Source organism: Bartonella sp. MR100HLJHH, assembly GCF_042194215.1.
Lineage (GTDB): Bacteria > Pseudomonadota > Alphaproteobacteria > Rhizobiales > Rhizobiaceae > Bartonella > Bartonella grahamii.
This window is the reverse complement of the sequence record NZ_JBHIMR010000009.1, coordinates 42250-60381: the sequence shown is the minus strand read 5'-3', so window position 1 is coordinate 60381 and position 18132 is coordinate 42250. Positions and strand designations below refer to the sequence as shown.

Sequence of the window (18132 nt, the reverse complement as noted above, 5' to 3'; positions counted from 1 at the left end):
TTTTGGTGTTTAAACCGTTAAACTTCACTCTTCTCTTTAAAGTCTCCTAAAGAAGAAAGAATTGTATTTTTTTCTGTTTTATCATAATCTAGCAAAAGAAATCATATGGGATACAAAGAGAGAAGGATAGAAAATCTCTAAAGAAATTCTTTACAGAAGAATGAAAAAAATCGTCATTTTTTTTATGTTTGGCTCTTTCTTTTTCGCCACAACAGTATCTGAAGCTGCGGATGCTTTTGTTACGAGAAATCTTAATTTTAGAACAGGTCCTAGCACTCAGTATGCACTTTGCGGCTTAATCTCTGCTGGAGAATTGGTTTTTGTTAAAAACTGTGAAGGCAATTGGTGCCATATCCGATATAACACTCAAATAGGTTGGGTGTCATCTCGTTATCTTTCATTTAAAGATGGAAATGATCTTTATCACACATACACGATGTCTTTAGTGCCCAAACGTACCGATTATTCTCCATAACAGCCATAATAACTTATGCCATCTTAAATATCATCATGGCAAAAATGCAATAGTGTCCACGAACAACCACAATATGCCCCCTCCAAAGAAACACTTCGAAGAATTCGTCTCATAGAAAAAACTTGATCAATATCCTAATGAAAGCTCCAATAAACCAAAATAAATCTGTTCAATAACGTTTTGCTGTTGTCGTAATGAAATTGTAAAAATTAGTATTTTCTTTAAAATCACCAGCACTTTTCTATTAAAGGATACAACAATGAAAAATGGTGTTACAGCAACAGTTGAGGCTCTTTCTGCTCTGATTGCCTCAGGCAATCCTCTTTTTAAGAATGGCGCGTTATGGACACCTCACCGCCCTGTTCGTCCTGAAAAGTCTGAAGGTGGCATTCCATTTCAACTCGAAACACCCTTTGAACCTGCGGGAGATCAACCTCAAGCAATTAAAACTCTGGTTGAGGGAATTCAAAAAGATGAACCTACACAAGTGCTTTTGGGTGTTACCGGCTCAGGAAAAACCTATACAATGGCCAAAATCATTGAAAAAACACAGCGTCCAGCTCTGATTTTAGCTCCCAATAAAACTCTAGCAGCGCAGCTTTATGGGGAATTTAAAAGTTTTTTTCCTCATAATGCCGTCGAATATTTTGTTTCCTATTATGACTATTATCAGCCAGAAGCCTACGTTGCACGCTCTGATACCTATATTGAAAAAGAATCCTCAATTAATGAACAAATCGACCGTATGCGCCATGCAGCAACACGTGCTGTCCTTGAACGTGATGACGTCATTATTGTCGCGTCTGTATCGTGTATTTACGGGATTGGTTCAGTAGAAACTTATACTGCTATGACCTTCAAAATAGAAAAAGGTGATAAACTCAATCAACGAAAACTCTTGGCTGATTTAGTCTCTCAACAGTATTATCGACAAGATATCAATTTCATTCGTGGTTCCTTTCGTGTTCGAGGGGATACAATCGAAATTTTCCCTGCCCACCTCGAAGATCGTGCTTGGCGTATTTCGCTCTTTGGCGATGAAGTGGAAACAATTACGGAATTTGATCCTCTAACGGGACAAAAAACAGGCGATCTTCAATCGATTAAAATTTATGCCAACTCACACTACGTAACACCACGCCCAACACTTAACCAAGCGATGAAATCGATCAAAATGGAACTCGCTCAACGCCTTGATGAGTTGAACGCAGCTGGACGTCTTTTAGAAGCACAACGTTTAGAACAACGTACAATTTTTGATTTGGAAATGTTGGAAACCACCGGCTCATGCTCTGGAATCGAAAATTATTCACGCTATTTAACAGGACGAAAACCTGGTGAACCACCACCAACCTTGTTCGAATACATTCCAAACAATGCTCTTGTTTTTATCGATGAAAGCCACGTAACCATTCCCCAAATTGGAGGCATGTACCGAGGTGACTTTCGAAGAAAAGCAACCCTAGCAGAATATGGGTTTCGCCTACCTTCCTGTATGGACAATCGCCCTTTACGCTTTGAAGAATGGGATGCCATGCGCCCACAAACTATTGCCGTCTCTGCAACACCAGGACGCTGGGAAATAGAACAATCTCATGGCACTTTTGCAGAACAAATTATTCGTCCAACAGGGCTCATTGATCCACCAACAGAGGTTCGTCCAGCCAGCAATCAAGTCGATGATGTTGTGAATGAAATTCGTAAAACAATTCAAAAAGGCTACCGTACATTGGTGACAGTTCTCACAAAGCGTATGGCCGAGGACTTAACTGAATATCTCCACGAACAAGATATTCGCGTACGCTATATGCATTCTGACATTGATACATTAGAACGCATTGAAATTCTACGCGATCTGCGGCTTGGCACCTTTGATGTCCTCATCGGTATCAACTTGCTCCGAGAAGGCTTAGATATTCCAGAATGTGGTTTTGTTGCCATTCTAGATGCCGATAAGGAGGGCTTTTTGCGCTCTGAAACTTCCCTCATACAAACAATCGGACGTGCTGCACGTAATGTGGATGGCCACGTTATCCTCTATGCAGATATAATCACAGGCTCCATAGAACGAGCCTTACAGGAGACACAAAGACGTCGACAAAAACAAATAGCCTATAATGAAGAACACCATATCACACCGAAAAGTATCAAAAAAAATATCGGAGATATTCTCAATTCAGGCTATGAAAACAACCATATTCGCACAAATATCCCTGATGTCATCGAGAAAAAAAATATGGTTGGCAACAATTTGACATCTCATATTAAACACCTTGAAAAATTAATGCATGAAGCGGCTGCTGATCTCAACTTTGAAGAAGCAGCGCGACTTCGCGATGAAATCAAACAATTACAAAAGATAGAACTAGAAATCGCTGAGAGCCCCTTAACACATCATAGCGAACAATCCACCCATGAGCCCGTGTTACAACCAAGCCTTTTCTCCAAACCAGACCTTGCACATATGGGACCAACCATAGACACTGGTATTTTGGAAAATCGAAAAGGAAAATCTGGTAAAAACACCCCTAATCAAGCAACAATAAAACGAAAAAAACACAATCAATAAAGGAGCAAAAAATTTCAAACCGCCTAAAATAATCTTCAGCTCTTCTAAAAAACGACTAAAGCTCAAAAGCAAACAGCACTATCCGCAAAACAGACGACCTCAAACATCAAGGAAGCTCCAATTTATCTAAAACACCATGAGAGAGAACATTTTTTCTTGTTAAACCGCGTTATAAAAAATCCCTAAAAATGTAAAAAACTTCTAAACTCTAAAAAAGCAGACAAATTTAAAGAAAATGTTTTATATATATCAAAAAAATCATAAAATGTATTATCTTTATAAAGTTATACTCTGATATCGAACTCAAATATTATTTAGCATCAAAAGAGAATATTCAAACAGGACACTGTTCTATAACACAAATAAAGTAAAACAAGACTTTATCATAGCACCATAAGCTTATGATAAAAAATGATAATTTTTATTCATACGCCTATTATTCAATTCATATTGTATCAAGTGATACAAAAAGTATCCCTAAATAAAGAGTTTATATTCCATAGTAAAAAATCGGGTACTCTCAATACAAACTTATTAATTAACCTCAAGCAGAGTACATTAATTGAAATCAAAATTCTGTCATGATTTTATTTTATCGTATCTTTGATAGGTTTAACTAAATGAATTTTCATTTGTTTTGTCACAATAAAGTCCAAAATTATTCAGGCTCTATTCAGTTTGAAACGTGTAGGATGTGAAAAATACGAATTTACACAAGGAGCATCATTATGAAAAAGGTGATCAGGTTAGCGGTATTATCAGCAATGTCAACTGCAACCGTTTTCATGCCACTAAATGCAACGCTTGCGGATATGGCACGGTATCATAGTTACTATGATACCATGCGTGAAATGAAGAGGGGGGCTGGTTTACCGTCTCGCAATTTTAGCTCCCATTCTTTTCATAGTGAACATCACTCTTTTGATGATCCCCACAAGCGTCATTATTTCAGCCAGACATGGAGAGAACAACATCAGCATCACGTTGAAAGCAAGACATATCATTATGTCGAACGCAAAAAGACAAAACACAGTAATATTCAAGGAAATGCTTTAGCATTGGGCATTCTTGCTCTTGCAGCAGGTGCAGTTCTTAGTAAAGTTTTTAAAAAACCAGAACAGCCACAAATTGTCTATCAAGACGCACCACAAAATCAGGTGATTTATCAAGTGCAGCAAACGGTGGAATATGAGCCAGTACAACAATCATCAGAATCTGATTGGCTTCAATATTGCAAGAAAAAATACCGTTCCTTCAACCCTAAAACAGGGACTTTTCGAGGCAGTGATGGCTTAAATCATGTCTGCTATGCTCCAGTAAATTGAATTAACATTGAGAAAAGCCCGCTCTAAAGCGGGTTTTTGATGCCCACCCCCTTAGATCTTTTGAAGAAAAGGATTCCATTGGCGTTCATAGCCTATGCTACTTTTGGGACCATACCCACAGATAAAATAAACGTCGTCGCCTAAGGGAAAAACCTTTTCTCGAAGGGATTGCATCAATTTTTCATCGAAATAGAATGGGATGCCATGCGCCCACAAACTATTGCCGTCTCTGCAACACCAGGACGCTGGGAAATAGAACAATCTCATGGCACTTTTGCAGAACAAATTATTCGTCCAACAGGGCTCATTGATCCACCAACAGAGGTTCGTCCAGCCAGCAATCAAGTCGATGATGTTGTGAATGAAATTCGTAAAACAATTCAAAAAGGCTACCGTACATTGGTGACAGTTCTCACAAAGCGTATGGCCGAGGACTTAACTGAATATCTCCACGAACAAGATATTCGCGTACGCTATATGCATTCTGACATTGATACATTAGAACGCATTGAAATTCTACGCGATCTGCGGCTTGGCACCTTTGATGTCCTCATCGGTATCAACTTGCTCCGAGAAGGCTTAGATATTCCAGAATGTGGTTTTGTTGCCATTCTAGATGCCGATAAAGAGAGCTTTTTGCGCTCTGAAACTTCCCTCATACAAACAATCGGACGTGCTGCACGTAATGTAGATGGCCACGTTATCCTCTATGCAGATACAATCACAGGCTCCATAGAACGAGCCTTACAGGAAACACAAAGACGTCGACAAAAACAAATAGCCTATAATGAAGAACACCATATCACACCCAAAAGTATCAAAAAAAATATGGTTGGCAACAATTTAGCATCTCATATTAAACACCTCGAAAAATTAATGCATGAAGCTGCTGCTGATCTTAATTTTGAAGAAGCAGCACAACTTCGCGATGAAATCAAACAATTACAAAAGATAGAATTAGAAATCGCTGAGAACCCCTTAACACATCATAACGAACAATCCACCCATGAGCCCGTGTTACAACCAAATCTTTTCTCCAAACCAGACCTTGCACACATGGGACCAACCATGGACACTGGTATTTTGGAAAATCGAAAAGGAAAATCTGGTAAAAACACCCCTAATCAAGCAACAATAAAACGAAAAAAACACAATCAATAAAGGAGCAAAAAATTTCAAACCGCCTAAAATAATCTTCAGCTCTTCTAAAAAACGACTAAAGCTCAAAAGCAAACAGCACTATCCGCAAAACAGACGACCTCAAACATCAAGGAAGCTCCAATTTATCTAAAACACCATGAGAGAGAACATTTTTTCTTGTTAAACCGCGTTATAAAAAATCCCTAAAAATGTAAAAAACTTCTAAACTTTAAAAAAGAAGACAAATTTAAAGAAAATATTTTATATATATATCAAAAAAATCATAAAATGTATTATCTTTATAAAGTTATACTATGATATAGAACTCAAATATTATTTAGCCTTACAAGAGAATATTCAAACAGGATACTGTTCTATAACACAAATAAAGTAAAACAAGAATTTATCATAGCACCATAAGCTTATGATAAAAAATGATATAACTTTTATTCATACACCTATTATTCAATTTATATTGTATCAAGTGATACAAAAAGTATCCCTAAATAAAGAGTTTATATTCCATAGTAAAAAATCGTGGACTCTTAATACAAACTTATTAATTAACCTCAAGCAGAGTACATTAATTGAAATCAAAATTCTGTCATGATTTTATTTTACTGTATCTCCGATAGGTTTAACTAAATGAATTTTCATTTGTTTTGCCACAATAAAGTCCAAAATTATTCAGGCTCTATTCAGTTTGAAACGTGTAGGATGTGAAAAATACGAATTTACACAAGGAGCATCATTATGAAAAAGGTGATCAAGCTAGCGGTATTATCAGCAATGTCAACTGCAACCGTTTTCATGCCGCTAAATGCAACGCTTGCGGATATGGCATGGGACTTTACTCACCCTCTCACGAGAGAAATAGATGATATGAAGAGGAAGATGCGTAAAGAAAGAGATGATGCGACAAGGGAAATTGATAAGAAAATTGATGATATCTGGCGTTCCCGTTTTTCTAGCTCCCATTGTTCTGATAGCAAAAATGTCTGTCATTCTGATGATTTCCAAAAGTTTGTTGATGATTTCCGCAAGCTTTCTGAAGAAAACTCTAGAAGATTTAAAGCCAAACATAATAGGACGGAACAACAACATCAACATCATCATCAACATCATCATCAACATCATCATTATTATCATCATGTTGAAAACAAAACATATCATCACATTGAGCGTAAAAAGACAAAACACAGTAATATTCATATAGACAACTCAGGAGATGCTTTAGCGGTGGGTATTCTTGGTACAATTTTAAAAAAACCAGAACAGCCACAAGTGGTTTATCAAATAGTACCACAAAATCAGGTAATTTATCAAAAAGTTCCGCAAAATCAAAGAGTTTATCAGGTGCAGCAAACGGTGGAATATGAGCCACTCCAGCAATCATTAGAATCTGATTGGCTTAACTATTGCAAGAAAAAATACCGTTCCTTCAACCCTAAAACAGGGACTTTTCGAGACCGTAATGGTTTGGAACACATTTGTTATGCCCCAATAAATTAACTTCTGTTCTACTAAAAAAGTCTTAAATGGCACAAAAAAACGCTTCAAAGCGTTTTTTTGTTTGCTCATATATTAAAATCTTGAAGAAAAGAATTATTTTGGCGCTCATAGCCTATGCTACTTTTAGGACCATGCCCACAGATAAAACAAACATCATCGCCTAAGGGTAAAACTTTTTCTCGAAGAGAGTGCATCAATTTTTCATGAGAACAGAAGGGGAAATCAGTGCGTCCAATAGAACCACGAAAGAGCACATCACCCAAGAGAGCTAAGCGTTCTTTTTCATTGAAATAAATAACATGACCAGGAGAATGTCCTGGGGTGTGAAAAACCTTAAACACATGTCCAGCAAAATGAACGCACTCACCATCTTCTAACCATTGGTCAGGAATACAGATGCACGCATCAGTGATGCCGTAATTTCTTGCGCTTTCGCTCACGGCATCCATCACAGGCTTATCATCGCGATGTGAACCGATAATTTTTACATTAAGCGCCTCTTTCGCTTGCATTGCTGCTCCCACATGATCAAAATGACCATGTGTTATCCAAATAGCCTCAACGATAACGCCATTCTTTTCGATTACGTCTTGAATCCGCGGCCAATCACCACCGGGATCAACGAGAACCCCCGTTTTACATTCACTATCAAAAAGCAAAGTGCAATTTTGTTGGAATGTCGTAACTGGAATAATATGTGCACTAAGATTCCCCATGACGTCCTTTTCAAAAGTAAAATTTTACTAAGTTTATAAGGAGCATTCCTCTCCCTCTACAAAAAATAGTCTGCTCGACAGCTTTATACAACTTATGTAAACTTGCATTTTATGTAAACTAAATTTTTATCAAGGTTTTTAAGAATGTCCGATCATGTTCAAGTTTTGTGTGATGACGCACCTCACCTTCTTGTGATTGATGACGACACTCGTATCCGCAATCTTTTATTTCAGTTTCTCATTAAAAATGGATTTCGTGTTTCAGTTTCAGCCAATGCTAATGAAGCAAGACGACTGTTGGCAAGTTTAGATTTTGATCTTCTTATTGTTGATGTCATGATGCCTGGTGAAAACGGTATTGATCTTACTCATTCACTCCGCCAAACAAAGGATGTTCCTATCTTCATGCTAACAGCTTTATCAGAAATAGACAATCGTATCCGTGGCTTAGAAGCGGGTGCAGATGATTATCTTGCTAAGCCTTTTGACCCTCGTGAGCTTCTCCTTCGTATCAATGCCATTTTACGGCGTGGCTTTCCCCCTCACCAACCCAAAATTGAGCAGATCGTTTTTGGACCTTATATATTTTCAATTTCACGACGCGAACTCAAAAAAGGAGGAGAAATTATTAAATTAACAGATAAAGAACAAGAAATGATGGTCATTTTTGCCGAAAATGCAGGCGATACAATTCCGCGCCATAAATTCGCGGCCGATGACAGCAATATAAGTGAACGTGCCATTGATGTACAGATCAACCGCCTTCGTCGTAAAATCGAAAAAAACCCAGCACTGCCTATATGGCTCCAAACCGTGCGAGGAATAGGGTACAAACTCTCTATTGAATAGGCACAAGAATGATCAAACCTTTAAGATTTTTTCTTCGATGGTTAACGAAAAAAATGCCTAAACGGCTTTATGCTCGCTCTTTGATCATTATTATCGCTCCAATGGTACTGCTGCAAACAGTCATTGCTTATGTCTTTATGGAACGCCATTGGCAAATGGTAACCGAGCGTCTTTCAATGGCTGTCGTGCATGACATTTCAGCCATTATTGATATTCTTGAAACATATCCACAACAAGATAACTATGGAGATATCAAGCGTATTGCACAACAACGCATGGGATTAAACATTTCTATTCTATCTCCTACCTCCTTACCCCCTCCAGGACCTAAGCCATTTTTTGCAATTCTTGACTATTTTTTAAGTGAAGAAATCACCCGCCAAATTAACCGTCCCTTCTGGATCGATACCGTAGGAGATTCTGATCTTGTTGAAATCCGTATCCACCTTGGTCACAATATCTTACGCGTCTTTGCTCCACGCAGCCAAGCCTACGCTTCCAATACTGCTATTTTTTTAAGCTGGATGGTAGGAACAGCTCTTGTTTTATTACTGATAGCAATTTACTTTTTGCGCAATCAAATTAAACCTATTCAACAATTGGCTGAAGCAGCAGAAAGCTTTGGACGCGGTCGTCCTTTACCAAAAGGATTTCAACCACAAGGAGCTGATGAAGTCCGTCGTGCTGGCATTGCTTTTTTACGTATGCGAGAACGTATTGAACGCCAAATCGAACAACGCACCATGATGCTCTCAGGAGTAAGCCATGATTTAAGAACCATTCTTACACGCTTTAAACTTCAGCTAGCATTAGTAAATACTGACTTTGATACTAAACCGCTTGAGCAAGATGTAAGTGACATGCAAAATATATTAGAAGATTATCTTGCTTTTGCTCGTGGTGAAGGAAGTGAAAGTGTCAAGACTTTTGATTTAAATGCTCTTATGCAAAAATTCTCCGCCGATGCTCATCTTCACAAACGTCAATTTTTTTACACCATTGAAGGTCCTACAGAAATACAAGTACGTCCCCGTGCTTTCACACGCTTGGTCAGCAATCTTGTATCAAATGCATTTTGTTACGGCACAACCGTTAAACTAACAGCTAACTCTCAACAAGAATCTTTTATATTGATAATCGATGATAATGGACCTGGAATTCATGAAAATATGCGTACAGAAGTTTTTAAGCCATTCTTTCGACTTGATAAAGCACGAAATCAAGATGCAAGTGGAACAGGACTTGGTCTTTCTATTGCTCAAGACATAGCACGCAGCCATGGTGGCAATATACAATTAGATGAAAGCCCACTTGGGGGATTACGCGCTATTCTTGATATCCCCCTATGAGCAATATTTCAGCAAACCATCTGTAAAAATAACAGACTGTGTATTTTAGGCATTCCCTACAGTTTCAAACAAAGTGTACTGCAGTGCCTTGTAAGCACTTTCTCCCGACAAAGCAACCATCTGAAATGCAACATAATGGCTTTCACAGACTTTAAGTGCATGTATCAACAATGTTTCAACCTGTATATGAGATGGATGCATCCCACCAGCCAAAAGAAGACCTTGCCGATAAATAACTGAATTATTCCTTTGCCAGTAATCAAAATGTCCCAACAACAACTTTTCATTAATTGCTAGCAATAAGCGCTGTATTTCAGCTGTTCGAGCATTTTTAATAGAGAGATCAAACGAACAAGCCAAATGAAGTGCTTCATGCTCTTCCATCCATGAAAAAGCAAGACGATAATTTGCGCGCTTTCCTTCCACACAAACGCTAATTTCATCTTGCGCATCCCGCTCAAACGACCAATCATATTCACAGGCAATCTGTTCGATAAAGTCAACAGGGTGCTCTTTTCTCTCTGTGGCGCAAAATGCAAGCCTCATCACAATCCTCAATCATCTTAAAAACATTGTCAACAGAATATAAACCGCCTAAACTGTAACAATATTTTGCTACAATCAGAACCTTTACACCAAACAAATACACATAAAAACATCGACAGTACACAAACACCCAGAACACAATCGCGCTGTTTAGGGCAACCTGATAGTCATAAAACGAATCATCAAGTCTTTTCAGTGTATTGATACAATTTCATAGCGCCAGCCCCCCTGATTCAAAAAAATGTATTTTACCCAAAAAAAAATCAAAAATAAACAAATGCTCCACTCTAACAGACTCAAGATTAAGCATTTTTTAGTTTCACGCATCATATTGAAAAATTGGGGATATTTTTTTGAAGATTCTTTTTTTTAAGAAACTATCTTACTTTTTTGTGTCTGCGTTTTTTAAATCATCTTTTTTTAAATCATCAAGGCGCCTTTTCAAATCAGCATTATCAGCATGGATTTTCAGCACCATCTCCTTAAAAGTCTCAAACTCTTCGCGAGAAACAAGATCAAGTTTGTTTGCTATCTTTTCAGCCTGCACACGAAAAGCTGTTCCAGCTTCACGTCGTATACCTTGCGCGACGTCAGCAGCATCTGTTGCTAATTTTGCTAATTCATCAAGAATACGATTTGATCCATTACGCATAACATTTTTCCTTAAATTTTAATTATTGACGCACGCATTATAGCGTATTCTCATAACATTTAGATACTGTAATTTGTTCCTTTTACCCTATATTTTACATACTGTGCAGATTTTTCGTGACGATCTTTTTAAGATTTTTTAATATTTCTTTTATCACCATTTTTTTTACCGCGATAAACCAGTGGAAATCTATCCCCCTTTCTGACTAGCCTCCCTACTGACTTGACCATTGCGCATTCATCTGTCATTTCTGACCATTAGAGTCACTTCATATTCATCTCGTATAATGTAAGATGCTTAATTCATGAATAATCTGTCTTGTCCAGCCATTGCTTTTCCGTCTTTTCTTGATCCTGTCATTATCCAGCTAGGTCCCATAGCACTTCATTGGTATGGACTTGGTTACGTGGTGGGTATTCTTTTTGCTTGGTGGTATGCGCAAAAATTATTAAAAAAAACATCTCTATGGTATAGAGACCACCCTCCTATGGATAAAGAAAAGATCGGAGATTTTGTTGTCTGGTCTGCCATAAGTGTTGTTGTCGGAGGGCGTTTAGGACAAGTTCTTGTATGGGATCCCATTTACTATTTTAACCATCCAAGTGCTATCATTGCCGTATGGGATGGGGGAATGTCCTTTCATGGCGGACTTATTGGTATTATCATTGCTATGATCTGGTTTGCCCGTAAAAATCATATTAACATACGAGCCATGTTTGATATCATTGCTGCAGGTGCTCCTATCGGTATCGGCATTGTACGAATTTGCAACTTCATTAACCAAGAGTTATGGGGCAATATTACTACACGTCCTTGGGCTGTTTGTTTTCCTCTCGATCCTCACTATCTACCGCGCCATCCAAGCCAACTTTACGAAGCTTTCATGGAAGGATTTCTTCTCTTCATCATCTTATGCCTTATCATTTTTGCCTTTAAAGCATTAAAGCGCCCTGGAGCTGTTGCAGGAACATTTATTATAGGCTACGCAGTAGCGCGCAGCATTTCTGAAGTTTACCGTGCGCCTCAAGAAGATCCAGAATGGTTTTCAACTCTTTTCCATTCTACTGGTTTTACCTATGGCATGGCTTTATCTCTTCCCATGCTTCTTTTAGGGTTTTATCTTCTTCTCCATGCCTTTAAATATAAATCGACAGAAAATGGCCAATCTAAAAGAAAAAATTAAAGAAATTATTGCCCTTAATGGACCAATCACTGTTAGCCAATATATGACGTTGGCACTTACCGATCCTCAATTTGGTTATTATCAAACACAAACACCTTTTGGACGTACCGGTGATTTCATTACAGCACCTGAAATAAGCCAATTATTTGGAGAAATGATTGGGATTTGGGTTCTCGCAAGCTGGAACGCTCATGGTTTTCCTCGCCCTTTTATCCTCGCTGAAATAGGTCCAGGACGTGGAACTCTCATGGATGATGTTTTGCGTACCATTCAAAAATTATCCACGACAGCATTTGAATCTTCTGAAGTTTTTCTCCTTGAAATAAGTAAAAAGCTTGCAAAAGAACAAAAAAAGCGCCTTTGCTCTTATCAAAAACAAATCCATAGCATTGAAAATTTTAATCAAATTCCTTCAAAACCTCTCTTCCTCATAGCTAATGAATTTCTCGATACACTCCCTATCAACCAATATATTAAAGTCAATGGAGAATGGAAAGAGCGCTGCATTACAGTAAATCAAGATGGAGATCTCATCTTTATTGCTGCCCCGCATAAACTTCCCTCTTCTTATCTACAAACCTATTGTTCTAAAGTGCCTGACGGAACAATTTTTGAATATGCCCCCTTACGGCATCAATTCATGCAACAAATCAGCCACCATTTAGTGCAAGTGACAGGTTCTGCTTTGCTCATTGATTATGGTGCTGCTGATCTTGCATTTGGCGATACCTTGCAAGCACTGTCAAAACATAGATTTCGTGATATTTTTGATGCCCCTGGTGAACATGATTTAACATCCCATGTTGGTTTTTCTTTTTTAAAAAACATAGCCCTTGAACAAGGTTGTTTTGCTGAAATCTTCGAGCAAGGAGATTTTCTTTTAAAAATGGGGCTACTGGAGCGCGCAAAACAGCTTGGAGTTGGCAAAAGTGCTCCTTTGCAAGACAAAATCCGCCAAGACATCGAACGGCTCGCTGGTCAAGATCAAATGGGAAAATTATTTAAAGTTTTACATTTCAGTGATAAAAACATCTCCATACCTCCCCAATTTTGATGATCGGCGCTTGTGTCAATAAGCACATCATTATCTGAAATATTCATTGATAAATATGAACATCTCCACCCTCACTTCAAATAATCTCCATAAGGAACTTTTATGAAATCTATCCCTCATCCCATTCTTGTAAAAAATCTTTCTACTTTACACACCCATGGGATAGAACATGGTTTTTTTACTCGTCAAGGTGGTGTTTCAAAAAGCCTTTACCAAAGCCTTAATGTTGGACAAAGCTCAAATGATCACCCTGAACATATTACACAAAACCGCACTTTGGTCGCTCATTATTTTGATGTTGAGATACAAAATTTAGTCACTGTCAATCAAATACACTCTTGTGAAGTCATTGTCGTTGATAAAGCTTTTATCGGCTCCCCTCCTAGAGCCGATGCTCTCGTTACCACCACACAAGAACTCGTAATCGGCATTCTTACAGCAGATTGTGGACCCATTCTGCTTGCTGATCCACAAGCAGGTGTCATCGCTGCAACTCATGCTGGCTGGCGCGGAAGCTTAAATGGAATTATCGAGAAAACAATTGCTGTTATGGAAAAACAAGGTGCCAAAAGACAATCAATAACAGCAGTCCTTGGACCTTGTATTGGTCCTTGTCACTACGAAGTAACAAGTGAATTTTACGACCAATTTATTGATTGCCACTGCAAATACCAAAAATATTTTATAAAAACAGACAAAATAAATCACTTTTACTTTAATCTGTGGGCATTCATTATGAATCAACTCATCAAAGCAGGCGTTAATGCTTCTTGTGTGGAGCTTTGTACCTACAAAGATGAAAAGCGTTTTTTCTCCTATCGCCGTGCAATCCACCGCAGCGAACCTGATTACGGACGGCAAATTTCTGCTATTATGCTAAAAAATAAAAAATGATCCTCTTTTATGCTTTAAAACAATACCAAAACTGCAAAACTAAACTTTTTACTCAAATGTAAAAATAAATCCCATTGTATTTTGCTTTGCTTTTTTTACAAAATTATTTACCAGCCCATAAAATATGATAGCTTTTGCTCTGAATCATTTTCAATGTTTGGTTATAATGATTGAAGGCAAGATGATACTCCTCTTTTTTACTCCTCTTCATTCATCTTAAATATGAAACATTCCCCATATTGAAAGCATTTTTTTATAAAGTAATAACCAAAAAGCTTAATCAATACGTATTTCTTTGTCACATGGAGAAAAAACTTTGCTCTAAAAGAAACAAACTTTTGGAAAAAGAGAAAACATACCGCATAGCTCTTTAACAATAATCGATAAAATTGTAAGGCTTTTGTAATTGTTCTCTTGCAATTTAATAAAAAGAAATTAAAAACCGTGTCGCATTCCCACCATAATAATTCAGAGGTTCTACTATGAAACTTTTCTGCGGAAATTCTAATCCACGCCTAGCTGAAGATGTTGCAAATTATTTGAACATCCCCTTAGGAAAAGCCACCGTAAAACGTTTCGCTGATCAAGAGATTTTCGTAGAATTGCATGAAAATGTGCGTGGACAGGACGTGTTTGTTTTGCAATCTACATCCTATCCAGCCAATGATCACTTGATGGAATTACTCATCATGATTGATGCGCTTCGTCGTTCTTCGGCACGTCGCATCACAGCTGTTATCCCTTATTTTGGCTATGCCCGCCAAGACCGTAAACCTGGTCCGCGTACTCCCATTTCCGCAAAACTTGTTGCCAACCTGATTACTGAAGCAGGGGCCCATCGTGTTTTAACATTGGACCTTCATGCAGGACAAATTCAAGGTTTTTTTGATATCCCTACGGATAATCTCTATGCTGTTCCTGTTATTTCTCGCGATGTCAAAGTACATTATTCTCTTGAAAATGTTATTGTTGTTTCACCTGATGTGGGTGGTGTTGTACGCGCACGCTCGCTCGCCAAGCGTTTGAATAGTTTGCTTGCTATTGTAGATAAACGTCGTGAACGTCCCGGTGAATCAGAGGTTATGAATATCATTGGAGATGTATCGGGAAAAGATTGCCTTTTGCTTGATGATATTGTTGATTCAGGTGGAACTTTATGCAATGCAGCAAGTGCTCTGCTTAAACATGGTGCCAATAGTGTCACGGCTTATATCACGCACGGCGTTCTTTCTGGTAATGCAATCGAACGAATTACCAATTCAGAGATGAAAGAATTGGTTATTACAGATTCAATTATGCCAACACAAACTATTGAGAAAGCCCATAATATTCGTGTTTTGCCCATTGCCGACCTTATTGGGGAAGCAATTGCAAGGACAGCAGCAGAACAATCGGTTTCCAGCTTATTTGGTTAAAGGGGTTCCTTGGGGTCTCCTGGTGCTGTTTCAACACCAAGATCAGGAAATGCAACAATACGTTGGCCACTAAAATGCGTATGAATAACAATAAGACCACGCTCTTCAAAGTAGGTTAAAAGTCGGCGTGCACGGCTTAAAGAATGAGTCCCATAAAGACGTGCTAAAAATGCATCGGATGGACATGGCTTTCCCCCTAATGCAGCCTGTGCTACATTCAAGAAGACTCCTTGGACATCTTCTTCTAAACTTTCTGATATCTGCAAAATATGTTTCCAATGTTCACTGACAGCCGTTTGTTCATCAACAAAAGCCTGAGCAATAGCCAATTTACGCCGAAATTGTGAAAGATTAAAAGGAACCTTTGACATACCATGGATACGACAACGAACTGAAAAATCTTGATAAAGCACCGCTGTTGAACGATAAAAAGCCTCAGAATCCTCAAGAATTTCCCGAATAATATGTTCTGCTTGGCCGTCATGCTCAACATCAGAAAGTTCAGGAAATAAACTCGGGGTTTCTTCCAACAACTCTTGTTTTTTATGCACTACCTCCTCTAACATCTCGTGCATTGATTTTTCCCTCATCGGCTCTCGTGTTTGTTTAAATGGCTTTAAAATTTCCTCTGGTGAAGCAGTAAAAACGAGCTCTTGCACATCATCCCGCTCTGTTGGAAGTGGCATTAATTTAGGGCTAGAAGAGCGTGCCAAAGTTTCAACAGAACCGATAATGATTGGTAAGGGACGTCGTGATAAAGCGGGGCCTAAAGCTATAAAATTCCCCCGCTCAAGATCTCTAAACATTTCCGCTTGGCGGCGCTCCATTCCCAAAAGATCAGCAGCGCGCACCATATCAATATCTAAAAAAGTCCGCCCTATTAAAAAGTTTGAAGCTTCAGCAGCAACATTTTTGGCCAACTTAGCCAAACGTTGTGTCGCAATAACACCAGCAAGACCACGTTTACGCCCTCGACACATAAGATTGGTCATAGCACTAAGAGAAATCTTACGTGCTTCATCAGAAACTTCTCCTGCCGCAGTTGGAGCAAACAATTGTGCTTCATCGACAACGACAAGCATAGGATACCAATAATCACGTTCCACATCAAACAGTGCCCCAAGGAAAGCCCCTACAGCACGCATCTGTTGTTCAGTATCCAAACCTTCAAGATTAAATACCACTGAAACCCGATGTTGTCGAATGCGATGGGCAATACGAGTCAATTCTAATTCACTACGTTGAGCCTCTACAATAACATGACCAAATTTATCTGCCAAAGTTACAAAATCGCCTTCTGGATCAATTACACAATGCTGAACCCACTTAGCACTTTGCTCCAAAAGACGGCGTAAAAGATGTGATTTCCCTGAACCGGAATTACCTTGTACAAGAAGACGTGTCGCCAATAACTCTTCCAGATCAAGAAGTGCTGGCATCGATTTATGCAAAGCACGACTCTCTGACATCTCACCCAAGGCAATCTCAACCTTCATAACATCTCCAGTGTTTGATTTTGAACATATCAGTGCCAGCGCATATTGGCTGATTCTCCATCCACACCGTAATTTGTAACATTTCCTCCTTTTTAACGGTAGAAATCATCGATTTTTCCCACAACTCTTGCATCTATGAATAGTTTGAATTATAGAACAAACTTCTGTGTAGACACCCTTGGAGGCAACGCAGAATGGAGCGATCGCTGTTGGTTAGCGCATATCTTCATATCCATGCAAAAACTATTACTGTTTTTGAAGGATCTCCAATCATGTAAAAAGGACTTAAATTATGAGCAAAAGCTACACTCTTAAGGCCGAAAAACGCGAGCGGGTTGGTAAGGGGTCCTCCCGTGAACTTCGCCGCAACGGTCTTATTCCTGCTGTCATTTATGGTGAAAAACAACCTCCTTTGGCAATAACAGTTCCCTATAAAGAAATTTTCTACAAAATTCATGCCGGTGGCTTTCGTACCACCATTGCAACGATTATTCTTGACAAGCAAAAAATTATGGTTTTGCCAAAAGATTATCAATTAGATCCCGTGCGTGACTTTCCCCTCCATGTAGATTTCTTACGCATTTCAGCAAAATCCGTTGTAGAAGTGAATATTCCTGTCCACTTCCTCAATGAAGATACAGCACCTGGACTTAAAAAGGGTGGTGTCCTCAATATTGTTCGGCACGAAATTGAATGTACGGCTCCAGCAAGTGCTATTCCTGAAGCTATTGAAATTGATCTCGCCAGCTACTCTATTGGTGACTCTATTCACATTTCAGCAGTGCAACTGCCAAAAGATGTGACTCCCATCATCCAAGATCGAGATTTTACCATTGCAACCATTGCAGCTCCTGCTGGCATGGATGTCAGTGATGAAACTTCTGAACAAGAAGATGAAGAAGAAGACACGCAAACTTCATAAAACTCAAAAGGCGGGAATTTTTTCCGCCTTAATTT

The 18132-nt window shown here is 38.6% G+C and carries 15 protein-coding genes and 2 pseudogenes; 12 read left to right on the top strand and 5 right to left on the bottom strand.

What is annotated here, in order from left to right; genetic code table 11:
- Positions 1–160: 160 nt before the first annotated feature.
- From ACFIJ7_RS06640 to ACFIJ7_RS06630, 3 genes are all read left to right on the top strand, one after another.
- Positions 161–475: an SH3 domain-containing protein gene (locus ACFIJ7_RS06640; RefSeq protein ID WP_273788409.1), complete on the top strand. Its 315-nt coding sequence runs from the start codon at positions 161–163 to the stop codon at positions 473–475.
- A 259-nt stretch (positions 476–734) separates the two neighbouring features.
- Positions 735–3044, top strand: a complete 2310-nt coding sequence (uvrB, locus tag ACFIJ7_RS06635; protein ID WP_375644872.1) for an excinuclease ABC subunit UvrB — start codon at positions 735–737, stop codon at positions 3042–3044.
- Positions 3045–3772: 728 nt separating this feature from the next.
- Positions 3773–4369 carry a BA14K family protein gene (locus tag ACFIJ7_RS06630; RefSeq protein ID WP_375644871.1) on the top strand — a complete coding sequence of 199 codons (597 nt, stop codon included), beginning with the start codon at positions 3773–3775 and terminating at the stop codon, positions 4367–4369.
- 51 nt (positions 4370–4420) lie between these two features.
- On the opposite strand, the pseudogene ACFIJ7_RS06625 reads toward ACFIJ7_RS06630, so the two are convergent.
- A pseudogene (locus ACFIJ7_RS06625) lies at positions 4421–4567 on the bottom strand (MBL fold metallo-hydrolase); the annotation flags it as partial.
- Here ACFIJ7_RS06625 and ACFIJ7_RS06620 point away from each other — a divergent pair.
- Positions 4562–5530, top strand: a pseudogene (locus tag ACFIJ7_RS06620) (helicase-related protein); the annotation flags it as partial. The pseudogenes ACFIJ7_RS06625 and ACFIJ7_RS06620 sit on opposite strands and share 6 nt — an antisense overlap.
- 732 nt (positions 5531–6262) lie before the next feature.
- Positions 6263–7021, top strand: a complete 759-nt coding sequence (locus ACFIJ7_RS06615; protein WP_375644870.1) for a BA14K family protein — start codon at positions 6263–6265, stop codon at positions 7019–7021.
- Positions 7022–7086: 65 nt separating this feature from the next.
- Here ACFIJ7_RS06615 and ACFIJ7_RS06610 read toward each other — a convergent pair whose 3' ends face one another.
- Positions 7087–7737 carry an MBL fold metallo-hydrolase gene (locus tag ACFIJ7_RS06610; protein ID WP_375635713.1) on the bottom strand — a complete coding sequence of 217 codons (651 nt, stop codon included), beginning with the start codon at positions 7735–7737 and terminating at the stop codon, positions 7087–7089.
- 144 nt (positions 7738–7881) lie between these two features.
- On the opposite strand from ACFIJ7_RS06610, the gene ACFIJ7_RS06605 reads away from it, so the two are divergent.
- Positions 7882–8586, top strand: a complete 705-nt coding sequence (locus ACFIJ7_RS06605; protein ID WP_375644869.1) for a response regulator — start codon at positions 7882–7884, stop codon at positions 8584–8586.
- A gap of 8 nt (positions 8587–8594) precedes the next feature.
- On the top strand, positions 8595–9935 hold the full coding sequence (locus ACFIJ7_RS06600; RefSeq protein ID WP_375644868.1) for an ATP-binding protein: 1341 nt from the start codon (positions 8595–8597) through the stop codon (positions 9933–9935).
- Between the two features lie 45 nt (positions 9936–9980).
- Here ACFIJ7_RS06600 and ACFIJ7_RS06595 read toward each other — a convergent pair whose 3' ends face one another.
- Positions 9981–10481, bottom strand: coding sequence for a YbjN domain-containing protein (locus ACFIJ7_RS06595; protein WP_012754893.1), 501 nt, complete (start codon positions 10479–10481; stop codon positions 9981–9983).
- A 382-nt stretch (positions 10482–10863) separates the two neighbouring features.
- Positions 10864–11133 (bottom strand): accessory factor UbiK family protein, encoded by a 270-nt coding sequence (locus tag ACFIJ7_RS06590; protein ID WP_012754892.1) that lies wholly within the window; start codon positions 11131–11133, stop codon positions 10864–10866.
- Between the two features lie 304 nt (positions 11134–11437).
- Here ACFIJ7_RS06590 and lgt point away from each other — a divergent pair, with 304 nt between their 5' ends.
- The 4 genes from lgt to ACFIJ7_RS06570 all read left to right on the top strand — a co-directional run bounded on the left by lgt (position 11438) and on the right by ACFIJ7_RS06570 (position 15679).
- Positions 11438–12316, top strand: coding sequence for a prolipoprotein diacylglyceryl transferase (gene lgt / locus ACFIJ7_RS06585; protein ID WP_375628150.1), 879 nt, complete (start codon positions 11438–11440; stop codon positions 12314–12316).
- Positions 12291–13370, top strand: coding sequence for a class I SAM-dependent methyltransferase (locus ACFIJ7_RS06580; protein WP_375644867.1), 1080 nt, complete (start codon positions 12291–12293; stop codon positions 13368–13370). The genes lgt and ACFIJ7_RS06580 overlap by 26 nt, the downstream gene beginning before the upstream one ends.
- Before the next feature lie 102 nt (positions 13371–13472).
- Entirely contained in the window at positions 13473–14264 is a 792-nt protein-coding gene (gene pgeF / locus ACFIJ7_RS06575) for a peptidoglycan editing factor PgeF (protein WP_375644866.1), read from the top strand.
- 482 nt (positions 14265–14746) lie between these two features.
- Positions 14747–15679 carry a ribose-phosphate pyrophosphokinase gene (locus ACFIJ7_RS06570; protein ID WP_375635718.1) on the top strand — a complete coding sequence of 311 codons (933 nt, stop codon included), beginning with the start codon at positions 14747–14749 and terminating at the stop codon, positions 15677–15679.
- On the opposite strand, the gene ACFIJ7_RS06565 is transcribed toward ACFIJ7_RS06570, so the two are convergent.
- Positions 15676–17175 carry a helicase HerA domain-containing protein gene (locus ACFIJ7_RS06565; RefSeq protein WP_375635719.1) on the bottom strand — a complete coding sequence of 500 codons (1500 nt, stop codon included), beginning with the start codon at positions 17173–17175 and terminating at the stop codon, positions 15676–15678. The genes ACFIJ7_RS06570 and ACFIJ7_RS06565 overlap by 4 nt on opposite strands.
- A gap of 292 nt (positions 17176–17467) precedes the next feature.
- Here ACFIJ7_RS06565 and ACFIJ7_RS06560 point away from each other — a divergent pair, with 292 nt between their 5' ends.
- Positions 17468–18097, top strand: coding sequence for a 50S ribosomal protein L25/general stress protein Ctc (locus tag ACFIJ7_RS06560; RefSeq protein WP_012754886.1), 630 nt, complete (start codon positions 17468–17470; stop codon positions 18095–18097).
- The last annotated feature ends 35 nt before the right edge of the window (positions 18098–18132 follow it).

Bases quoted from the DNA above. Each gene is read 5' to 3' on its own strand.
- ACFIJ7_RS06640 (WP_273788409.1), top strand. From the start codon at position 161: ATGAAAAAAATCGTCATTTTTTTTATGTTTGGCTCTTTCTTTTTCGCC.
- uvrB (WP_375644872.1), top strand. From the start codon at position 735: ATGAAAAATGGTGTTACAGCAACAGTTGAGGCTCTTTCTGCTCTGATT.
- ACFIJ7_RS06630 (WP_375644871.1), top strand. From the start codon at position 3,773: ATGAAAAAGGTGATCAGGTTAGCGGTATTATCAGCAATGTCAACTGCA.
- ACFIJ7_RS06615 (WP_375644870.1), top strand. From the start codon at position 6,263: ATGAAAAAGGTGATCAAGCTAGCGGTATTATCAGCAATGTCAACTGCA.
- ACFIJ7_RS06610 (WP_375635713.1), bottom strand. From the start codon at position 7,737: ATGGGGAATCTTAGTGCACATATTATTCCAGTTACGACATTCCAACAA.
- ACFIJ7_RS06605 (WP_375644869.1), top strand. From the start codon at position 7,882: ATGTCCGATCATGTTCAAGTTTTGTGTGATGACGCACCTCACCTTCTT.
- ACFIJ7_RS06600 (WP_375644868.1), top strand. From the start codon at position 8,595: ATGATCAAACCTTTAAGATTTTTTCTTCGATGGTTAACGAAAAAAATG.
- ACFIJ7_RS06595 (WP_012754893.1), bottom strand. From the start codon at position 10,481: ATGAGGCTTGCATTTTGCGCCACAGAGAGAAAAGAGCACCCTGTTGAC.
- ACFIJ7_RS06590 (WP_012754892.1), bottom strand. From the start codon at position 11,133: ATGCGTAATGGATCAAATCGTATTCTTGATGAATTAGCAAAATTAGCA.
- lgt (WP_375628150.1), top strand. From the start codon at position 11,438: ATGAATAATCTGTCTTGTCCAGCCATTGCTTTTCCGTCTTTTCTTGAT.
- ACFIJ7_RS06580 (WP_375644867.1), top strand. From the start codon at position 12,291: ATGGCCAATCTAAAAGAAAAAATTAAAGAAATTATTGCCCTTAATGGA.
- pgeF (WP_375644866.1), top strand. From the start codon at position 13,473: ATGAAATCTATCCCTCATCCCATTCTTGTAAAAAATCTTTCTACTTTA.
- ACFIJ7_RS06570 (WP_375635718.1), top strand. From the start codon at position 14,747: ATGAAACTTTTCTGCGGAAATTCTAATCCACGCCTAGCTGAAGATGTT.
- ACFIJ7_RS06565 (WP_375635719.1), bottom strand. From the start codon at position 17,175: ATGAAGGTTGAGATTGCCTTGGGTGAGATGTCAGAGAGTCGTGCTTTG.
- ACFIJ7_RS06560 (WP_012754886.1), top strand. From the start codon at position 17,468: ATGAGCAAAAGCTACACTCTTAAGGCCGAAAAACGCGAGCGGGTTGGT.